The 20,874-nt window shown below is 47.1% G+C and carries 17 protein-coding genes; 7 read left to right on the plus strand and 10 right to left on the minus strand.

The window, feature by feature from the left end; translation table 11 throughout:
* Window positions 1-13 precede the first annotated feature (13 nt).
* The 6 genes from NX722_RS15060 to NX722_RS15085 form a co-directional block, all read right to left on the minus strand.
* Window positions 14-616, minus strand: coding sequence for a C-terminal helicase domain-containing protein (locus NX722_RS15060; protein WP_322740976.1), 603 nt, complete (start codon window positions 614-616; stop codon window positions 14-16).
* Window positions 617-665: 49 nt separating this feature from the next.
* Window positions 666-905: a hypothetical protein gene (locus NX722_RS15065; RefSeq protein WP_262563657.1), complete on the minus strand. Its 240-nt coding sequence runs from the start codon at window positions 903-905 to the stop codon at window positions 666-668.
* 165 nt (window positions 906-1,070) lie between these two features.
* Window positions 1,071-2,354: a Y-family DNA polymerase gene (locus NX722_RS15070; protein ID WP_262563658.1), complete on the minus strand. Its 1,284-nt coding sequence runs from the start codon at window positions 2,352-2,354 to the stop codon at window positions 1,071-1,073.
* On the minus strand, window positions 2,354-2,785 hold the full coding sequence (locus tag NX722_RS15075; protein ID WP_262563659.1) for a LexA family protein: 432 nt from the start codon (window positions 2,783-2,785) through the stop codon (window positions 2,354-2,356). Before NX722_RS15075 ends, NX722_RS15070 begins: the two co-directional genes overlap by 1 nt.
* Before the next feature lie 241 nt (window positions 2,786-3,026).
* Window positions 3,027-3,893: a YjjW family glycine radical enzyme activase gene (locus NX722_RS15080; protein WP_262563660.1), complete on the minus strand. Its 867-nt coding sequence runs from the start codon at window positions 3,891-3,893 to the stop codon at window positions 3,027-3,029.
* Window positions 3,859-5,412, minus strand: a complete 1,554-nt coding sequence (locus NX722_RS15085; RefSeq protein WP_262563662.1) for a YjjI family glycine radical enzyme — start codon at window positions 5,410-5,412, stop codon at window positions 3,859-3,861. The genes NX722_RS15080 and NX722_RS15085 overlap by 35 nt, the downstream gene beginning before the upstream one ends.
* A gap of 433 nt (window positions 5,413-5,845) precedes the next feature.
* On the opposite strand from NX722_RS15085, the gene NX722_RS15090 reads away from it, so the two are divergent.
* Window positions 5,846-6,037: a hypothetical protein gene (locus NX722_RS15090; protein WP_262563663.1), complete on the plus strand. Its 192-nt coding sequence runs from the start codon at window positions 5,846-5,848 to the stop codon at window positions 6,035-6,037.
* A 50-nt stretch (window positions 6,038-6,087) separates the two neighbouring features.
* Here the strand turns inward: NX722_RS15090 and NX722_RS15095 are convergent, their stop codons facing one another.
* Window positions 6,088-7,449: an IS110 family RNA-guided transposase gene (locus tag NX722_RS15095; protein WP_262563664.1), complete on the minus strand. Its 1,362-nt coding sequence runs from the start codon at window positions 7,447-7,449 to the stop codon at window positions 6,088-6,090.
* 469 nt (window positions 7,450-7,918) lie between these two features.
* Window positions 7,919-8,557 (minus strand): TetR/AcrR family transcriptional regulator, encoded by a 639-nt coding sequence (locus tag NX722_RS15100; protein WP_262563665.1) that lies wholly within the window; start codon window positions 8,555-8,557, stop codon window positions 7,919-7,921.
* Between the two features lie 160 nt (window positions 8,558-8,717).
* Here NX722_RS15100 and NX722_RS15105 point away from each other — a divergent pair, with 160 nt between their 5' ends.
* The 3 genes from NX722_RS15105 to NX722_RS15115 all read left to right on the plus strand — a co-directional run bounded on the left by NX722_RS15105 (window position 8,718) and on the right by NX722_RS15115 (window position 14,031).
* A complete protein-coding gene (locus tag NX722_RS15105) occupies window positions 8,718-9,944 on the plus strand; it encodes an efflux RND transporter periplasmic adaptor subunit (RefSeq protein ID WP_262563666.1) in 1,227 nt (408 codons plus the stop codon).
* Between the two features lie 15 nt (window positions 9,945-9,959).
* Window positions 9,960-13,130 carry an efflux RND transporter permease subunit gene (locus tag NX722_RS15110; protein ID WP_262563667.1) on the plus strand — a complete coding sequence of 1,057 codons (3,171 nt, stop codon included), beginning with the start codon at window positions 9,960-9,962 and terminating at the stop codon, window positions 13,128-13,130.
* 226 nt (window positions 13,131-13,356) lie between these two features.
* Window positions 13,357-14,031, plus strand: a complete 675-nt coding sequence (locus NX722_RS15115; protein ID WP_262563668.1) for a type 1 glutamine amidotransferase domain-containing protein — start codon at window positions 13,357-13,359, stop codon at window positions 14,029-14,031.
* A 279-nt stretch (window positions 14,032-14,310) separates the two neighbouring features.
* Here NX722_RS15115 and NX722_RS15120 read toward each other — a convergent pair whose 3' ends face one another.
* A complete protein-coding gene (locus NX722_RS15120; RefSeq protein WP_262563669.1) occupies window positions 14,311-15,942 on the minus strand; it encodes a trypsin-like serine protease in 1,632 nt (543 codons plus the stop codon).
* Window positions 15,943-16,071: 129 nt separating this feature from the next.
* Here NX722_RS15120 and NX722_RS15125 point away from each other — a divergent pair, with 129 nt between their 5' ends.
* From NX722_RS15125 to NX722_RS15135, 3 genes are all read left to right on the plus strand, one after another.
* Complete coding sequence (locus tag NX722_RS15125; protein WP_262563670.1) at window positions 16,072-16,377, plus strand: hypothetical protein; 306 nt, start codon at window positions 16,072-16,074, stop codon at window positions 16,375-16,377.
* A 155-nt stretch (window positions 16,378-16,532) separates the two neighbouring features.
* Window positions 16,533-17,120, plus strand: a complete 588-nt coding sequence (locus NX722_RS15130) for a transposase (protein ID WP_262568676.1) — start codon at window positions 16,533-16,535, stop codon at window positions 17,118-17,120.
* Between the two features lie 42 nt (window positions 17,121-17,162).
* A complete protein-coding gene (locus NX722_RS15135) occupies window positions 17,163-17,516 on the plus strand; it encodes a hypothetical protein (protein ID WP_262563672.1) in 354 nt (117 codons plus the stop codon).
* On the opposite strand, the gene NX722_RS15140 is transcribed toward NX722_RS15135, so the two are convergent.
* Window positions 17,406-20,828, minus strand: coding sequence for a TM0106 family RecB-like putative nuclease (locus tag NX722_RS15140; protein WP_262563673.1), 3,423 nt, complete (start codon window positions 20,826-20,828; stop codon window positions 17,406-17,408). The genes NX722_RS15135 and NX722_RS15140 overlap by 111 nt on opposite strands.
* Between the last annotated feature and the right edge of the window lie 46 nt (window positions 20,829-20,874).

Here is a 20,874-nt window from a genome sequence, read left to right on the forward strand (position 1 = left end):
ACCGCAAACATCTTCAACCAGGCTTCTGCCCATAATCAACCAGAGCGTTATACAGGTTGACAAGCTCCATCTGTTTGACACTGTTGACGTTAAGATTACCCAGCTCCGGGTTTCCGACAACGACAGCCAGTGATTGCGCCCGGCTTATCGCTACATTGATGCGGTTTCTGTTAAACAGAAAATCCATGCCCCTTTTGGATTCACTGGCGTCGCTGGCGCACATGCTTAAAAAGACGACAGGCGCTTCCGGTCCCTGAAACTTGTCGATACTGCCCACTCTGGCTGCTTTTCCGAGAGCATCACTCAGCTTTCGAACCTGATGGTTGTAGGGTGCGACAAGCAGCATATCGTCCCAGCCGATGGGTCTCTCATCACCATTTTCATCCACAAAAGTTCTGCCAATCAGGGAGTGTGCCAGTAATTTAATCTCTGCCACTTCGTCCTCTGAAGCTTGCGTATTGCCTTCATGATCCACCGGAACAAATACAATACCCGCTTCCCGATCCAGAAATCCGGAGCCAGTATCAGGCACTCTAATCACTCGTCGATCATTATCAGGGTTGTGCCGGAGTTTGCCCTCATAAATGAATTGACTGATAAATTCGTTGCAGCACAGCCAATATTGATTTTTTGATTATTCATTCATCAACCCAATAGTAAAGTGTTCAAAACTCTACTGAATTTTGCAACTCAGTATACAGCTCTATAAGCAACTCAATGGCTTTATGATGACCTTTTATGCCCTTAAAGTGCTTATGATGTCTGGCAAAAGTAGGAATATGGGAAGCTGCTTTAAAGCCCGAGAAAGGCTCAGTGATTTCTACCATGATATCGTATGGTTTGCAGTAGGTGACTTTTCCCTGAACAAGGGTTTCATCAATATAGAAGGAAAGTATCTGAGGCATGATTCGATCTCCTGTTTAGCGATATTTGTTAAGCGCCTGCAAGTGGGAATAAATGAGCGCTACACATTTATTTTAGAAGCCCCGAACTGAGTGTCAAATCTATCCGCTCTATCCTGATAGCAAGGGTTGTAAAGGATTGCGATGATGACGAGCATGCAAATATTACTACTTGGCACCCACCGTCATAATATCACTCCACCTCGTCGTGTATTTTGGACTCAACGATTGCTGGCTCATGCACCAGCCTGCGGGCTGAAAACCAATGGATGCCGGTTTCAGCGTCTGTTGCCCAAATCGTTGATTAACCGCATCCAGTACCTTCATTATTTCACTGGCTTCAGGCAGGCTGTTCATACTCAGCAAGTCACCCTGAAAACTCTGGCTGCCGCACAGGTCAAGCAACATAAAGCCTGCTTTTTTGTACACGTAGCCTTGCTGATAGAGTGCGTCTAATGCAGGAGTAATCTGCTGTAACCAGAGACGAGTGTCATTGGTTCGGCTGGGTGCTACTAAACGAATGCTTTGGCAATATTGAGGCGCTTCTTTAAAGGGATCGGTACGAATAAAGACAACGGCTTCACGGGCAAACTTCTGTTGTGAGCGCAGCTTTTCACAGGCTCGGGTGGCAAAGCTGGACAGTGCGGAATGTAAATCGCTTTTTTCTGTGACCCTGCCACCAAAACTGCGGGAGCAGATAATCTGATGTTTATTGCCAGTGTTTTCGTCTTCTCTGGGAATACAGCTTTCCCCCTGAAGCTCACAGACAGTGCGTTCCAGTACCACAGAATAATGTTTTTTAATCCAGCTTCGTTGGCATTTGACCAGGTCTGCCGCTGTGTGAATGCCTTGCCGTTGCAGGCGCTGGCTGATTTTTCGCCCTACACCCCAGACTTCGCCTACCGGCGTGATCGCCATTAAACGTTGCTGTCGTTTGGAGTCCGTTAAGTCCACCACACCACCGGTAGCTCGATATTTTTTCGCGGCATAGTTGGCGAGTTTGGCGAGGGTTTTGGTGGTGGAAATGCCGACGCCGATGGGCAGTCCTGTCCACTGCTGTACCCGCTGTTTTATCTGTTGCCCCATCATCAATAGCTGTTCTTTCGGGAAGCCCGCCAAGTCCACAAACGCCTCATCGATGGAATACACCTCTACGTCCGGGCTGAACTGCTCCAGCACCCACATAAAGCGGGAAGACATATCACCATAAAGGGTGTAGTTGGAGCTTTTCAGAACAATGGCACCCTGTTCAACCAGATGCCTGACCTTAAAGGCAGGCGTTCCCATCTTCACGCCCAATGCTTTGAGTTCAGGGGTTCGGGCGACAATGCAACCATCATTATTACTGAGTACACCTAAAGGGATATTCAACAGAGTCGGATCAAACACACGTTCACAAGAACAATAAAACGAATTGGCATCACAGAGTGCGATGACCTTGTCGCTGCCCATTACGACCGCAACTCATGAATAACCTGTGTAACCACGCCCCATACATCGAGCTCCTGTTCTGCCGTTAATCGTACCGGGGGATAATCGGGGTGTTCCGAATGCAGTTCGGCTTTCTTATTGTTCAGCTTCAGACGTTTAACCAGCAGTTCGCCGTCCAGCAAGGCGATGACAATATCTCCGGAACGGGCGGTCAGGGAACGATCAATTATCAGCAGGTCGCCGTCATGAATGCCCGCACCTATCATCGAATTACCCTGAGCCCGGGCAAAAAAGGTTGCGGCCGGATGCTGAACCAGAAGCTGGTCAAGGGATAGCCGGTCTTCCAGATAATCCGCCGCAGGGCTGGGAAAACCACAGGCAACAGGGCTTTGGTAAAAGGGAAAGGATGTTTTCCCAGACGGGGGTTGCAATAGTTTTGGTGTTATAATCATGCTTTTATCGTATACTGTACATAGATACAGTATACGATAAATTCACAACCCTGTTGCTGTCAACTCGCTCCCGATCTGTTTATGAACACCAGCAGCCACCCCTTCATTCAAAGGCAAGCCTGGTTCCGGTTTTACTCAGGAACTACTGAAAAAGTTGAAATTACCAGATCAGAGTGTTTCTAGCCTGCCCTCCCGGGTCTGAACTAATACCAGGTGCACCAACTTCTGGGTGCATTTTTTATCACCTATTTATTGACTGAAGATACAGTGCTTTCTTTTCCTCAGATAGTGACAGCCAGTCAATAGCTTCACCTTTTACCGCTTTATTACTGAATGCATTTACCTTGATATTAATGTTTGTATTGAGTGATGACAGATAATCTTTTACTGCCATCTTCTCCTCAGCTGTATCATTAATGTTTGGTATTATCAGCAATCTGACCTCTATCAACTTACTCACTGAAGCCAGATATTCAATCGTCTGAAAAACCCTGAAGTTATCTCTTCCCGTCAGCCATTTATGTAGGTCAGCATCCATCGCTTTAAGGTCGATCATAGCGCCATCCATTACAGGCAGTACAGACTTCCAGGCCGATAGCGGCAAGTAGCCATTACTATCGATCAAACAGGTTAAATGATTTAAAGCTGAGTCATTTTTAACAGCGGTAAAGAAAGCTTTCACAAACTTCAACTGAACCGTCGCTTCACCGCCTGAAAGGGTAATGCCATCAATAAAAGGCGACGCCACTCTAATCTGCTGTAGCAACTCCTCAACCGTTTTCTCTTCAACCATTGGGGAGCTGTTAACCGGACAAATATCAAGGCACTGATCACAACTTTCACACTGCCTGCTATTCCAACTAATTTTACCGTCATTTAAACTCAGTGCTTCCGAAGGGCACTGCTCAACACAATCACCACAGTGATTGCAGAAATTGATGGTTTGAGGGTTGTGGCAGTTTTTGCAGTTAAAATTGCAACCCTGCAGGAAGATTACAAACCTGTTTCCCGGCCCGTCAACACAGGAAAATGGTATCACCTTGCTGATCAGGCCGGAAACAGTCGTTCTGCCATTACTCACCCATGGCAACCCAAGGCTGAAACTCATTACTGATAACCCGTGATTTTCTGTCAAGAATGCCACAGTTCTCTGCAGCCTCAGCACCAAATACAGTACTGTTTATTCTGGACCCTTCTTCTTTGTGCTTTTTAATATCGGAACGACGAACCATATAACCTGTGACACGAACCAAGTCATTATTCGCGACATTAACCGTAAACATTCTCAAACCCTGCGCAATAGCACCTTTACAGATAGTAGCTAATGCCTGAGGATTATTCTTAATGGTTTCATCAATAGGGAAAATATCACTGACACCTGCCGTAAAGTGACGATGATGAGGTATAACCGTAAGAATATGTTCAAGAGTACTTGGCTCAACACCATAAGGAATACGACAGCCCGCGCTTGTTGCTGCATCAATACTTATGCCGCTCTGGGAATGAAACAGCGCCCTGCTATGCCAGCAGTTTTCCAACTTTGTACTCTCAACAATAGCGGCTAGTTTTTCAGTAATTCTGATCGCGAATTCTTTCGCTTCAATGGTATGCCCATACCCTTTTTCAGCTTCCACTCCCAGCAAGTGGTTAACGGCTTCAGCCATTCCAAAGACACCGAACATTGCTGTGAACCGGTTTGGATCAATGAATCTTTCCCGAACCAGAAAACTCTCTTTATAAAATCCTGAATCATTAACCAGATAGTTCACTCTAGCCTGAATGATTTCATACATTTTCTCACTGATTTCAGGAATTACACGCTCAAGAAAGTCTTGTTCACTGCCTTCAGATTGTTGCGCCGCTTTCAGCAGGTTCATACGAACCAACGTATGCGCCCCACCCGCCAATGGCAGGCAGTTATAGCAGCTGGCGATACCATAGCCTTGGTAATCCCCAAGCGCTTTAAAATCAGCAACATTTAAAGCTTCATTAGCGATGTGTGGTTTGTTTGTTTTTGAGATATTTTCAATAGCCTGATTCAGCAAACCGTCAGAGGTGATTTCAGGGTCATATCGCAATGTCAGGTTCGGTACAACCTGCTCTAACTCACCGTCAACACTGAGAATGGCTCTGGCTACCCGGTTATCTTCAGGACCTATATTTGCGTGGAGAAAAGCATCCGGCAGGGTTCGGTCAATCATCTGCCACATCAACTTAATTTTCTTTTTCAACTGGTCATCACTGATACCATCATTGACAAACGGCATTAGTAACTTATCAAGCCGCCCAACAAATACCGGCATACCGGTTACCGAAGGAACATGATTGAAGAGAATCAGTAGAAAGTTAATCGCTTCATCAAGATCTTCCGGAGCTTCCAGCTCCAGATAGTCAGACCCCTTCTTTAACGCTTTTTCATAGTCTGGCATCACGTATCTGGGCTTGAAAGGAGCATTCCCCTCAAACATATCGCATACCACGCCAGAATCTAGAAGTTCTTGCGCCCCCTCCGACCACCTTGGGCAATCCAGCATGGATTCAGCCTGCAATGATAAATAGCGAGCTTTCTGTTGAGTGTTTAATCTCGAATCATTAACGATTTGGCGCAGGGCTTGCTGATAACTCACGGAGTCCCTCCAATAGGAAATCAATACTTCGCTAGTCTATTAAGCTATTTTACGATCAGGTATCAGTATTGACCCTGAAACAACCGCTTTTCAGGAATGAAATTATAGAGCTATCCCTATGATGGTCCCCATAAACCGTACAGCTATTCTGTGGCGTTAGTCAGTCACACGTTACAGACAGTTAACGGAGATGTTGATAATAGAACGTTAATAAATACTCACCATGGATAATCAGTGAAATAAAAGGGTAGGACTTACGCATTGATGGCACCTGCTAATTGGGTGAAAGTCTCATATTGACTCTCTTTTCAGGGTCTGCAGCCCAATAAGTATGCAGTAGCAACAAATTTTCCCTGCCCAGCAAGGGTAACGGCCAAACACCGCTATGATGTTTACTGATAAAACGACACCATATTAGTGAGAGGCCGCCCCGATGGAAGTATGTCAGCCACTGACTGAAATCGCCAATTCTTCCTGTCATGCAATTCAGCAGCTTGATCATAAACTGGAAGCTCTACGTCAACAGTTCGACCCCATTCAGCACTTTGAAGACTATGAAGGCGAAGTTCACAAGCTTTTTGCTCAGGCAGAGCGAGGTGTTCTGAAAGAGAAACCGGTCATTTAAGAACGTCTACCTTCTGAGTAACTCCTTCGGGACTAGTTATTTGCATAGAGTCAAGATGGTGAGGCTGTTTCAATTTCGACCAGTTTGTAACCCATGTCTTCAGCGCGCTTTCTCATGTTTTTAATGACTCGGTCACGGTATTGCTCCTCGTAGTAATCCTGACCTCTATCTACGTACTCTGAGCCGTTTTTCAGCATGCTGTAAATCAGCCGGGCAAGTTTATGTGCAGTCGCTGTAATCGCTTTTGGTGCCCCCAGCTTACTTCTCATTCGACGATAATAGGCTCCCAGCGCACTTTTCGAACTCACCAGAGTCAGTGCAGCCATACGCAGAGCAGAAGCGGCCCGGTTAGGGATTCTTTTGGTCTTGCTGCTCAACACTTTGCCTCCTGATATCTTGTTTCCCGGGCTCAGTCCCAGCCAGGAACAAAAGTGCTTCACTGTCGGCCAGCGACTCATGTCTGTACCAATTTCAGAAACTACCTTCAGGGCGGTATTTTCCTCTATTCCCTCAATCGATGTCAGATCTACCCCTGTCACCCGGTAAAGGTGAGTTCTTACATCAAAAGCAGGGGCGCTGGCTGATTTGCGTTTTGCAGGCAGAGAGATACTCTCGGACTTATCATCAAACTGGTTCAACTGGTCTTCCAATGCCTTGTCACAAGCTTCAATTTGCTTTTCGTAAAAATCATAAAGCTCAACAGACTGCTTTAAGGCAAATAGGTGTTCCACCCGGTAATGCCCATGCAGTGACTTAGCAATGACTTTCTCTGATTTTTTACAATGAGAGTCCCGGTGTTTGGCCAGTACCTCTGGGTCACGCTCTCCCGCGAGAATGGAGAGAATGATACCCATCCCCGTTTTGCCAGTGATATCCGCAACGACATTGTCCAACAACAGGTTCATTTGCCGTAAAGCTTTCTGCATGTGCTGTATGTGCGACGCCCGGTAACGGATCAGGGTTTCACGCTGACGCATATAGGCACGCAAGGCACACACCTGATCTTCAGGGCGAAAAGCTCCCTCAAGCAGGCCATGAGTATGCAGTTGTTGTAACCACTGACAGTCCTGCACATCACTTTTACGACCAGGGACGTTTTTAACATGACGAGCATTCACCAGTTTGACGTCAAGGCCGTGCTCTTCAAGCATTTCGAAAGCGGGAATCCAATAGATTCCGGTAGACTCCATGACCACGGTCGTAATTCCGATTTTCACGAGCCATTGAGTCATCATTTCGAGATCAGAGGTAAAGCAGGCAAAAGACCGAACCGACTGTTCATCGAGCTCTTTAGGGACAGCAACAAAGTGGAACTCTGAACCAATATCAATGCCTGCAGCATAGAGGTTCACGGTTTTTAGATGGCCAGATATCCGCTTTTGAACTTTAGCCGGATTTGGGTTGTGTTTCATGACTGCGTTCCTACACTACTGAACGAAGGCATATCCGGGTATGGGGCTGTCGATCATATGCAGTCTTCTGAACGAGATCGCCAGGCGTCATCAGTGATGCGGTCGCCAGCCTCCCGACCACGCTAAACTTCGGGCAAGAGCACCAGTGTGCGTTCGGTCTCTGGCTCGGATATGCCTCCTTCCTTATCGTAGGACGAAGAATTGAGGTTGGCAGCTAAGAGTTACTCTGGGTTGTGTGCCCGCCGGGCGGGCTAGTCCGCTAAACTCGAGTATCATAAATATCCACTCCAAATTCCAAAGCGTTAATCAGCAAACCAATCATAATATCGTGCATCTAAACTCGAGTATCATAAATATCCACTCCAAATTCCAAAGCGTTAATCAGCAAACCAATCATAATATCGTGCATCTTGTCTATTTTGGAAAAACAGGAAATGTGCTTACCCACACATCTGACCCACTAACCAACTTATTCCTGATCCGGGCGGTGAGTTGCGGATACATTAATACAATAAGAGTGTAAGTTTTCGATGGCCATACGGGAGACTGCATGGATCATTTGTTTGGAAGTATCATCTACGGAGTGGACTGATAACCCATTAAGTACAGTGGTAAGATAGTGACACATTACCTTGGGATTTGCTCCATCAACCAGCTGGCCTTCTTTTCGAGCTTTCTCAAAGCGCCGTTGAAGCACTTCACTCATCTCGTTGCGACACTTAATGAGGGCCTGTTTTATGGTGCTGGCTTCCGAACTACAAACCAAAGCTCCTTGAATTATCAGGCAACCTTTGGGTTTCTCTTCACTACAATTTGCCTGTGCTGAGCCTTGTAAAATGCTTGTGATGACTTGATGTATATCATCCAGTTCTAATGCCTGAAAAAAGAATTCAGTTTCGCATCTTATGTACATATCGACAGCTTTAAGAAACAGTTCCTCTTTATTGCCGAAGGTGTCATACATACTGGGCTTGTTAATACCCATAGCCTTAGTCAGGTCTTTGACTGAGGCTCCTTCATACCCTTGACTCCAAAAAATTTTTAATGCTTCTTCCAAGGCTGTCTCTTGGTTAAAAGAACGCGGGCGGCCAGAAGTTCCAACTACCATGATTTTTCTGTCATTTACTATGAAAATGTTTAAATCTTAATGTGGCTGTCATACGTTGTCTATAGATAATAACTACTCATTTTTATAGATTATTCTTGATTTAAATCAATATATATACTTATCATACCGATCGGTACAAAATCAGTCTGAGGATGGTGAGATGATAGGTAAATACCTTGGTTTTCCCCTTTTTCTTATCTCAATTGCAGCACTTTTTGTGCTGTCGGGATGTCAGGATTCACATGCAGTATCATCTGAGAAAACACCTCCGCCTCCAAGGGTTGAAGTGGCTCAGGTGTTAGTTGAAAAAATAACAGAGCTAGATGAGTACACAGGTCGTTTGGAATCTCCGCAGACAGTGACAGTAGTGCCTCGTGTGTCAGGCTACGTTGACAGGGTCGATTTTAAAGAGGGAAGCATGGTTGAAGTGGGTGATGTCCTCTTCTCTATTGATAGTCGATGGTTCACAGCTGAAGTTACACGGATCAAAGCTGAACTAAGCAGCGCTCAAACGAGTTTGAATCAAGCGATTAAAGATTATGAGCGTGTTCTGCGCCTGGGTAAAACTAAGGCTATTTCGCAGGAAACCATTGATGCACGATTTGCTGACAAGCAGCGCAGTATTGCAAGCGTATCAGCGTTAAAAGCAGCCTTGGCCAAGGCAGAGCTGGATCTGGAATTTACACTGGTTCGCGCACCTATCGCAGGTAAAGTATCGAATGCCGAAGTCACTAAGGGTAACTACGTTACGACTGGTCAAACAGTGTTGACCTCTTTGGTATCTACGTCTCATATGTATGCTTACTTTGATGTTGATGAGCGAAGTTTTTTTAAGTATCAAAAGCTTAATGGCTTCCTGCCAACAGGTGGTGAAATGGATAATAATGTAGTGCAAATGTCCCTGGCGAATGATACTGGCTACCCGCACGTTGGTCACATTGATTTTGTCGACAATGCCATTGATGAAGCTACTGGAACCATTCGTGTTCGCGCAGTCTTTGATAATAAAGCACAAAACTTACTTCCAGGTATGTTTGCCAAACTGCGTATCGCTGGATCTGAGAGCTATCAGGGCGTGCTGATCGATAACAAAGCAATTGGCACCGATCTGAACAATAAGTACGTACTGGTTCTTGGTGAAGACAACATTGTTCAGTATCGGGCAATCTCTCTTGGTGAAGGTGTGAATGGCTTGCGTATCGTGTCCTCTGGCCTCAATGCAGGTGACAGGATTGTCGTAAATGGCCTGCAACGTGTGAGACCCAATATGGCTGTGACGCCTGACGAGGTTCCTATGGTTGATGACAACACCTTAGTGAATATTCGTCAGCAACAGGCACTACTTGATAAGCAGCGCAGTCAGCTTCTGACTTTGCAAGGGAACTGATAGGGAATCGTTGCAATGTTTTCTCAGTTTTTTATACGTCGGCCGATCTTCGCTTCCGTTCTATCAATACTGATTTTTATCGGTGGTGCGATTGCTGTGTGGCAACTGCCTGTCACCGAGTACCCGGAAGTGGTTCCACCGACAGTGGTTGTTACAGCAACGTATCCGGGAGCAAACCCTAAGGTCATAGCAGATACGGTTGCCTCTCCACTTGAAGAAGAAATAAACGGTGTTGAAGACATGCTGTATATGTCTTCACAAGCGACTTCAGATGGTGTGATGACCTTAACGGTGACATTTGCCATTGGTACGAACGTAGATAAAGCGCAGACTCTTGTTCAGAGTCGTGTAGATCGTGCTTTACCTCGTTTACCGGAAACCGTGCAGCGACTGGGTGTGGTGACGGAGAAGTCATCGCCTGATTTGACGATGGTGATTCACCTGATTTCACCAGACGAGCGCTATGATTCGCTGTATCTGGCTAACTATGCAGCGCTAAACGTCAAAGATGAACTGGCTCGGATTGAAGGTGTGGGTGCTGTTCGTCTGTTTGGTGGCGGCGAGTACAGTATGCGCATCTGGCTAGATCCTGACAAGGTTGCCAGTCTGGACATGAATCCAGGCGAAGTCATTGCTGCGATTCAGGAACAAAACCAACAGGCTGCGGCTGGTAGCTTGGGGGCTCAGCCCAGTGGTAGCTCTGACTTCCAGTTATTGATCAATGTCAAAGGCCGTCTGAGCGAAGTTGAAGAATTTGAAAATATCATCATTAAAGTGGGTGATGATGGTCAGGTAAATCGTCTCAAAGATGTTGCTCGTATTGAGCTGGGTGCGGAAAACTATTCTCTACGTTCTTTATTGGATAACCAGGATGCTGTTGCTATTCCTATTTTCCAGGCGTCCGGGTCGAATGCTATTCAGATTTCTGACGACGTAAGAGCAAAAATGGCGGAGCTATCAAAAAGTTTCCCCCAGGGTGTGAGTTACGAAATTGTTTATGACCCGACGGTATTCGTACGTGGTTCGATTGAAGCCGTTGTACAGACATTATTTGAAGCGTTGTTGCTGGTCGTACTGGTTGTAGTCCTGTTCTTACAAACCTGGCGCGCCTCGATTATCCCGTTAGTAGCAGTACCGGTTTCTCTGGTTGGTACGTTTGCCTTCATGTATTTGATGGGCTTCTCGTTAAATGCTCTGTCATTGTTTGGTTTGGTTCTGGCGATCGGCATCGTTGTCGATGACGCCATAGTGGTGGTAGAAAACGTAGAGCGAAACATTGAAGAAGGGCTTGCACCCGTTGCAGCTACGGAAAAAGCGATGCGCGAAGTTACCGGGCCGATCGTCGCGACAACGCTGGTACTGGCTGCTGTGTTTATTCCAACAGCCTTTATGTCCGGGCTGACCGGACAATTCTATAAACAATTTGCACTAACAATTACTGTCTCAACCTTTATTTCAGCAATCAACTCCCTGACATTAAGTCCTGCGTTGTCAGCCCTGCTGTTGCGTGGTCACGATCAACCGAAAGATTGGTTAACTCGTGTCATGGATAGCCTCTTTGGCCGCTTTATCTTTACGCCATTCAACAAGCTGTTTAAGCGTGGCTCCATAGCGTATGGCTATACAGTGAAGAAGGTCATCCGCCTGGGGGCTGTGATTGGCTTGATGTATATTGGCTTGTTAGGACTGACAGCGTATCAGTTTGATCAGACACCAACGGGTTACGTGCCAGGTCAGGATAAGCAATATCTGGTGGCCTTTGCGCAACTGCCAGATGCTGCATCACTCGAACGTACCGATGCGGTTATTCGAGAAATGTCGGAAATTGCTTTGGCTCAACCAGGGGTTGAACATTCAGTCGCTTTCCCGGGTCTGAGTATTAACGGCTTCACCAATAGCCCGAATAGCGGAGTTGTGTTTACCCCTTTAGCAGACTTTGATGAGCGGCAGGCCCCGAACTTGAGTGCCAATGCGATTGCTGCGCAGCTAAACCAGAAATTCGCTTCGATTCCTGACGCCTTTATCGCTATTTTCCCTCCGCCACCCGTTCAGGGGTTGGGAACGATTGGTGGTTTCCGTCTTCAAATTCAGGACAAAGCCAATCATGGTTACGAGGCTTTATATAGAGTGACTCAGCAAGTGATTATGAAAGCCTGGGCTCATCCTGCGCTAACGGGTATATTCTCAAGCTATCAGGTCAACGTACCACAGCTGGATCTGGATATTGACCGTACTAAAGCGCTCAAGCACGACCTGTCACTAAACGATGTGTTCTCCACTTTGCAGTCATATATGGGCAGTACCTATGTGAATGATATTAACCGCTTTGGTCGAACTTACCAGGTCAATGTTCAGGCTGATGAAGAGTTCCGACAGACGCCAGAACAGATTCGGCAACTGAAAGTCCGCAATGCAGACGGGGAAATGATTCCGCTCGGTGCCTTTGTTGACGTGAACTACAGTGCAGGACCAGATCGTGTGATGCATTACAACGCTTACACAACGGCTGAAGTAAATGGTAGCCCGATGCCTGGTTTTAGCTCTGGAGAAGCTCAAGCTGCAATTGAGCAGATTCTTGCTGAAACGTTACCTATAGGTATGGCTTACGAATGGACTCAACTGACTTATCAGCAGAAGCTGGCAGGCAATACTGCGACCCTGATTTACCCATTGGTGATCTTATTGGTATTTTTAGTGCTGGCCGCACAGTATGAGAATGTTCGTTTGCCAATGGCTATCATACTGATCATTCCGATGACGCTGCTTTCAGCTATCAGTGGTGTGATTCTATGGGGTAGCGATAATAACATCTTTACCCAGATTGGTTTGATTGTACTGGTCGGTCTGGCAACTAAGAACGCAATTTTGATCGTTGAGTTCGCTAAGGAACTGCAGGATAAAGGTTACACACTGATGGAAGCGATACTAGAGGCTTCACACCTTCGTTTGCGACCGATTCTGATGACGTCAATCGCCTTTATTATGGGAGTCGTCCCTATGGTGTTCTCTACTGGCGCAGGCTCAGAAATGCGACAGGCGATGGGGATCGCTGTATTTTCCGGTATGATTGGTGTGACTGTATTTGGTTTGCTACTAACTCCATTGTTTTACTACGTGCTTGCGAAAAACAGCACAGAGAAGAAAAGTGAAGCGCAGCAAAACCTGATATCTGAGTCAGTGAATTAGTCCATTGACTGATCCCTCTATTCTGAGTGATTAGAGGGACTACCCTGATGATTGAGGCGAATGCCCTGATTGCTGATACCGGAGACCAGATGGCCATGGAGCGATGGCCGGACAAAACCAGTGACAGCACTTACTGTAAAGCTTCGCCAATTCTACTTACGAAATATTGGAAGCCTCTGGTTACAGAGACTGTGTACTTGGTAATACGAAGTTAGGAAACAATAAAATGAAGATTCTCTTTATTCTGACATCCCATGATGCTCTGGGTGATACGGATAAGAAAACAGGGTTCTGGGTTGAAGAGTTTGCCGCTCCTTATTATGTTTTTAAAGATGCAGGCGCCGAAATTACTCTCTGCTCCCCCGCAGGCGGACACCCACCCATTGACCCAAACAGTGCGCTTCCTGATTTTCAGACAGACTCAACCAGACGCTTCGACCATGATAATGAAGCACAGCAACAGCTGGCCAATACACTAAAACTGTCTGACGTATCAGCCTCTGACTTTGATGCAGTTTTTTATCCCGGAGGTCATGGACCACTTTGGGATTTAGTCAGTGACCAAATGTCTATCGCACTCATTGAGACCTTTATCCGACAGAATAAACCAGTCTCTGCCGTATGCCATGCATCAGCGGTGTTATTGAGTGCCAATGATAATGGACAACCGTTGCTCCAGGGTAAAAAGGTAACTGGCTTTAGTAATACTGAAGAAGAGGCAGTGGGTCTGACCAATGTAGTCCCCTTCCTTCTGGAGGATGAGCTGGGCCACAAAGGTGGCTTATACAGCAAAGGAGAAGACTGGGAACCTTATATTGTTGAGGATGGCTTGCTGATTACCGGCCAAAATCCCGCGTCTTCCGAGGCTGTTGCACAAGCCGTTCTGATGAAAGTCAAATAATGTATTTTCAGTCAAGAGCTCTCTCTGACTGGGGCGCTCTTGACTGTTCAACCATGATAAGAAGCTGTTCACGATCCTGTTTTTGCTAAATCACCCTCTTCATCCTTGTTGTTATCCGTCATAGACGAGAGGGCAGAAAAGCCACGCAGCCTGTGCTTGCTATTACATCGGGCGCTGCGGCAAAGCTGGGAACGGACATAACGATATTGCGTTGATCGCGACTAATACAAGCGAGAGCCAGGGGGCTGAACTTTAAGCCTGGCTCTCATATGAGTGTATTCAGTGACCCGCTGCAGAGCTCTCAATGGAAAGCACCCAGAAAGACCGATTTTTACCGGGGCTGTTGCGGAACCCTTTGTTTCCGATCTTGCATCGTTTTGAGTGTTTACTGATTACTCCGAATTCACCGTTGTCCAGATGGACTGCGCTGTCATTTTCGTTGCCTATCAGTGCGCACAGGTAAAGGGGGTTACCATTAGCATCATAATCTATGGCGATTGGGGTGGCTGAAGGTGACGTCAGGTGCTTCTTGTGCAATTTTTTCCAAACGATTCTTGCGTCTGCTTCGTTCTGGTTTTTCCAGCCGGAGGCTATCTGGAAGCCCTGGTTGTAAACCTGCGCTTTCTGATCTTTACTGGTTCCATGAAAATAGTTGAAGCGGCAGTCTTTTCTATATCCATCTTTAATCATGATGCCATAAGACCAGTTACCGTCAGTGTTTCTGGCTCTGCAGACAGCACCCGCAGGTATTTCCGGGTTATCCATTCTGTAATGCAAAAGCGGAGAAAAGTTCTGTCCTGCCGGTATGGATTTATGGTCATTCCAGTGAAGCCCTGCATAACTAGTGATGAAATGCTTATGGTATGCCAGCGGCTCGAAGTTGGCGCGTTTCATTTCGAAGACAGCGGCACCTTCATTAGTCATAAAGCTGGAATTAGGGTAAGTATCTCCCCCATACAAAGAGCCTACAATCATGTTTTTACTGACCAGAGGACCGCCGCTGTCTCCATTGGAAGGAAATGGGGCACCTGTGTCGCATATCATAATGCGGCCATTAGCTCCGGCAGGCAGGAGTCTTTTGCATCGTTTAGGGCCGGAATTAACTTTTCCGCGATTAACCTTTTTTTTCACTGGTAGCGACAGAGTCTTTAAATGACCGTCCTTGAATCTTCTTAATATGCTCGTGTAGTAATGTGGAGCATGCTTCTGGTTTGTACCGTACCCATCTCCGTATCCTCCCATTGTGGCTTTGAGGCGCGGCTTGATATCTACTTTATTGAAATGAAGAGGTGGCGTGACGTTAATTATCTCCGGAGGTAAAGGAGCGTTTAACTCCAGAAGGGCTACGTCATTAACGCCCACTTCATCTGGTGTAGAACTTGTTGTCCCGTATGTAGTGGCTGCCCTTTGGGTAGGAGCAACACCTGATGACTTATCTAGTTTGGCGGCTTTTGATTTCGGATGTTTGACAATTCTTTTAACAGTGATCGTAGAGCCGAGAGCCTGACTGTGTTTTCTGATTGCCGTGGCTATTTCATCCTCGGTCTGTTCTCCCAGATTAGCTGTATAGTCTATAGCCAGAACCCCCGCTGTTTCATTGGTTGTGCAGTGCGCAGCCGTCAGAACCCAGCGCGCGTTCAGAGGTATGCCAGTACAGGGTTGCGCTGTTGATGATTTGACGACTTTAACCATCCAGTACCACCTGCCAGAGTCGGGCGTTCCATTAACAGATCGTTTTTGGCGGGAAGGCGGCTGCCCGTCAGGCCATTGTTCCAATGGTTGTTCCCATGGTTGTTCCTGTGCTTCTGAATCTCCGGAGACCAGAGTTGCCTTATCTGCGAGAGCATCAAAGGAAAGAAAAGAACTCTGACAAACAATTGCAAGCATGCAGAGTGAACGATTAAATTTCATAGAGTCATACCCCAATGGCACTGACTTAAGACACTATTCCTTAGACACTATTCCTTAAATACCAAGGCTTGCCCGAGAAGAAAAACGACTATAACAGTCAGTACACATTAAACTCTCCCCGAGCAGGCCATGACCAAGTGTAGTCCTGAATTTCTGTCACTCGCTGATGATTGTCTCCGTCAATTTGCCATGATAGGTAATGATGCCCTGTCAGCGATTCTTACCCCTCACGATCTCAACGCCTTCCAGGCCAGTTATCCGGGCTTCAGAGCCGGAGACTTTCCTCCAATCAAAGCCTTAACCTTGTTCATGAGGCAGGTTGCCAGCGATACCAAGTCGTGCCGACATGCTCTCATTGATGAAGCAAGAGATCAGGCCGTAAGGGGTGGCAAGCCATCCAGTAACGAAACCAGTGCATATACCAAAGCACGATAGCGGTTAACAGAAGAGTCAATAAAAACGCTGCTTTGTAAGTCAGGCAACAACCTCGACAATGCTTCACCAGAGGCATACCCCTGGCATCAACGCCGGGTTCTGATCACTGACAGCTCAGCACTTTTAATGCCAGATACCGAGAAAAACCAAAACGAATACACTCAGCCCAGCACCCAAAAAAAGGACTTGGTTTCCCTATTCTCAGAATCCTTGTTCTGATGAGCCTTGGCAGTGGTGCGCTGCTGGATTTTGCGGTGGCTCCCTATGAAGGCAAAGAAACGGGTGAGCAGGCCTTGCTCAGAAAGCTGCTATTCCATTTGCGTGTTGACGATATCCTGTTGGGTGATGCGAACTTTAAAAATTATTTCCTACTGGCTCCGGTGCTTCAGGCTCAGGCAGATGTCGTGTTTGAGAAAAACGGCTCACGGATTATTGATTTCAGAAAGCACCACCAAAAGCTGGGCAACAAAGACGGTCTGTTCCAACTGAAGCGACCAGTCAAGCCGGAATGGATGAGCAGGGAACTCTACGATCAGATGCCCGCAGAGCTGGTTATTCGGGCAGTCAAAAACAAATGTCGTATAATTGTCACCACTTTGCTGGATGCGGGAGAGTATTTCCGGACAGAGATTATTAGCCTATACCTGAAGCGCTGGCATGTTGAGACGAATTTTGATGTGATCAAAACCACTATGAAAATGGACATGCTTCGCTGCAAAAGTCCGGAGATGGTGAGAAAATAAATTTCGGTTAACCTGCTGGTTTACAACGTGATATGTGCCCTTATGGGTAAAGCTGCAGAGCATATTGGAAACACTCCCAGAGAGGTCAGCTTTAAAGCGGCACAGGAAACGCTTGTATCTTTCCATCAGACGTTACTTGGAGAATCCGGTGACTGGCTTGAAGAGAAGATCGCCAACATGCTGGAAATAATAGGTCAGCATGTTGTTGGCAATCGTCCGGGAAGGTCAGAGCCAAGGGCGGTTAAGAAACGGCCAAAGCCGCATAAAAGGCTGCAGCACCCAAGATCACAAGCACACATCAACCAGAGCGTTATACAGGTTGACAAGCTCCATCTGTTTGACACTGTTCACGTTAAGATTACCCAGTTCCGGGTTTCCGACAACGACAGCCAGTGATTGCGCCCGGCTGATCGCTACATTGATGCGGTTTCTGTTAAACAGAAAATCCATGCCCCTTGGGGATTCACTGGCGTCGCTGGCGCACATGCTTAAAAAGACGACAGGAGCTTCCTGTCCCTGAAACTTGTCGACACTGCCCACTCTGGCTGCTTTCCCCAACGCATCACTCAGCTTTCGAACCTGATGGTTGTAGGGCGCGACAAACAGCATATCGTCCCAGCCGATGGGTCTCTCATCACCATTTTCATCCACAAAAGTTCTGCCTATCAGGGAGTGTGCCAGTAATTTAATCTCTGCCACTTCTTCCTCTGAAGCTTGCGTATTGCCTTCATGATCCACCGGAACAAACACAATGCCCGCTTCCCTATCCAGAAATCCGGAGTCAATATCGGGTACCCGGATCACTCGTCGGTCATTATCAGGGTTGTGCCGGAGTTTGCCCTCATAAATGGATTGACTGATAAATTCGTTAACCTGTGAGTGCATCCGGAAGGTGGTTCCAAGAAATACCCCCATATCATCAGCAATGGTGGGGCTGTCGTGGAGCAGGTAATCCAGTATGGATAATCCGCTCTCCTCAGGATGGGTTCCCTGAGTTGGCTGCCCCAGCTGCATCTGGTCTCCCATCAGGACGAGGTTCTTTGCTGCCCGACTCATGCCGACAAGGCTTGCTACAGACACCTGCCCGGCCTCATCCACAAAGAGATAGTCCAGTGTATTAACCAGCTCGTCACGGGCAAAACCCCAGGCCGTCGCGCCAATAATGCACGGTTGATCGATGTAGCGGATGAGTTCATTATTTTTCACCACCGGAATGCCCGCTTCTTCAATGTCCGGCCCGGTATTTTTCGAACATACCGCTACCACATCAATCCCCTGCTCGTGACACTCTTTCACCGCTTTAACCAGCAAGTTATTGATCGCTTTGTGACTGTTGCTGGAAATACCCACTTTGGCTCCGGACTTAACCAATTCAGCAATCACAGCTTTTCCGGTAAAGGTTTTGCCGGAACCCGGAGGTCCCTGAATAGGCAGGTAGCTATTGTCTAACCCGGTAACCGCAGAGATGATTTGCTGACATTTTGTATCCGGGTCAGTGCTGGGGGCAATGGCACTGTTATCGGGAGTGTTACCCTGAATATTGGGTTTTGCCCTGTTCAGAAAATCCAGTATCGCTCCGGATGTGAGTTGCCCGGAATCGTACTCAGACACCACCTGACTGATCGCTTTTTCAATGACCCCTGCATGAACATATTCATTGGGTATCAGCGAGATTTGTAGCGGTGGCTCTTCCCTGCTCTGAACAACCACCAGACCGTTCTCAAGGTCGCTGCTCTCCCTGATAAAGGTCACTTTGACCGGCTTGCCGTCGTCTGTTTCCTCTCCCAGAAGAAAAAACTCTTTGCTGGCTCCCTTAAACTCCTGATGAGGATCAAAAGAATACTCGTAAGCCATATTCTTCGCATTAGGTGTTGGAGGAAAAGCGGCTCGCTCTGTCCGCTGGCACAGTGCCAGACAATCAAGGTCGTCTTCCAATTCAAAAGGTTCCAACCCCAGGCGTTCAAACTGTTTCCAGAAAACCGGTTTGGATTCCCGTCGATGAAATTCCAGCATCCACGCCAGATTAGCTGTCAACTTTGATTGAGGTTCATCAACCGTTGCCTGCTGTTCCGCTTTTTGCAGCATTCGGTCACGCAACTCCAGACGTTCAGTCAGAGTGTCGGCCATGTTGGGCTCGACTATTTCGGTCTTACCAATGTAGGCAATGTTCTGCTCTTGTTGCCGCTCCCTGAGCCACTGCGCCAGCTCTTGCGTAGAGTCGCAGTCATCAATATTGTAATCACGGATACTATTGAGCGTGGTGGAGGTTTGCCATGTATCTCCCTCATCGCCTCGCAAATAAGCCTGCCGCCAGGCATCGTACACCACCACTGAGTCACCGCCGGTTCCTACTTCAGTTTGACGTTTCGGTCGGTACAAATGCTCGACGTTTTTTATGGAATAACGAGGTTCGCCAATCAGCAGCCCACCTTTGACGACTTTATATAAATCCACAAATACTTCATTGCGCAGAAGCTGATCCACTTCATACTCACAAGTGCCGTAGCGCCCCATCAACTTCTTGCAGGCGGCTATTTCATAGTTGGCATAGTGGTAAATATGCATAGTCGGGTCTTGCTGCCAGCGCGCATAAACCCATTGGATAAACGCTTCGAACGCTGCTTTTTCCTGCTCTTGATCGTGAGCCCAGAAATCTATGAACTGTCGCTGGCCGGAATCATCAAAATAGGTATTGCCCCAAAGGTACTCCAATCCGCCTTCATCCAGAGGGAAGCCTTCTATATCGAAAAACACATCCAGTGATGATGCCGGGGGTAACAGTGCCAGACCTTTCCTGTCACCCGGAGCATGAGGCAGAATTTCATAATCCGGTACCGCTTTCCCTGCGCTTTTCTTTTGTATCGCAGCCTGCGCTTGCAGCCGCTGCAAGACTTCAGTCTGTATGCCTTTTATACGCTGGCCGGGATTCAACTCAGCCAGTGCCTGCATGGTTTCGGTCCCGGCCTGATTCAGCTTTTTAATCTGCCCTCTTGTGATCGTTGCAACCTGAAACAGGTGATCCCGTTCCGTCAGCACATTTTCTGCGTATTCAGACCAGTTCCCCCAGTTTTTGGATTCAGCAGGGTCGGGCTGGCAGGAAACATCAAACTGCTGCTGGTCATCAATAAAGCGATCCAGCTGCTTCATAAAATAAGCGAAGTAGTCATAGACCCTGAAGGATTCTTTATTCCCATTGCCCAACATCACTCCAATCACTTTCACATGAATGCCATAGCTTTTTCTGAGCATCAGGGCGTAGCTGCACAACTGCAGGAGATGGGCAGGTTTTACTTTTGTACTGAGTTTGGCGTCCCATACTTCGTACCCCTGTCCGTCAGCCGTTTTTACCAGAAAGTCCGCTATTCCGGTAAACTGGCAAACCCCGAGGTTACAGGCAAGGTATGCCTGCCCGATGACATCAACTCGACGGTTTAATGCCTGCTTGGTCAGCTCAAGTCCCTGTTCACTGTTTTGTGTATCAATTCGCTGAAAAGAGAGCCCCTCTTTGGCAAACCCGGCTTCAATATCTGCTTCCAGGGCAAGACCTTTTTGTTGCAACACCTTCATTAGCGGGTCTACAGGGTCTTTAGCTGGAGTATTGTCGGGGTGTTCCAGAGCGAAGCGATCCATCCAGGAAGCAAAGGGGCTTTCAACGTAGCGGGTCAAATCTGAAGGAGAAAGGATGATCCGGTTCTTACATTTACGCATAAATGAAAAATGCTCCTAATTGAGCTTTTTGTTTGTTATATCGCTA

The sequence above is a fragment of the Endozoicomonas gorgoniicola genome, assembly GCF_025562715.2.
Classification (GTDB): domain Bacteria; phylum Pseudomonadota; class Gammaproteobacteria; order Pseudomonadales; family Endozoicomonadaceae; genus Endozoicomonas_A; species Endozoicomonas_A gorgoniicola.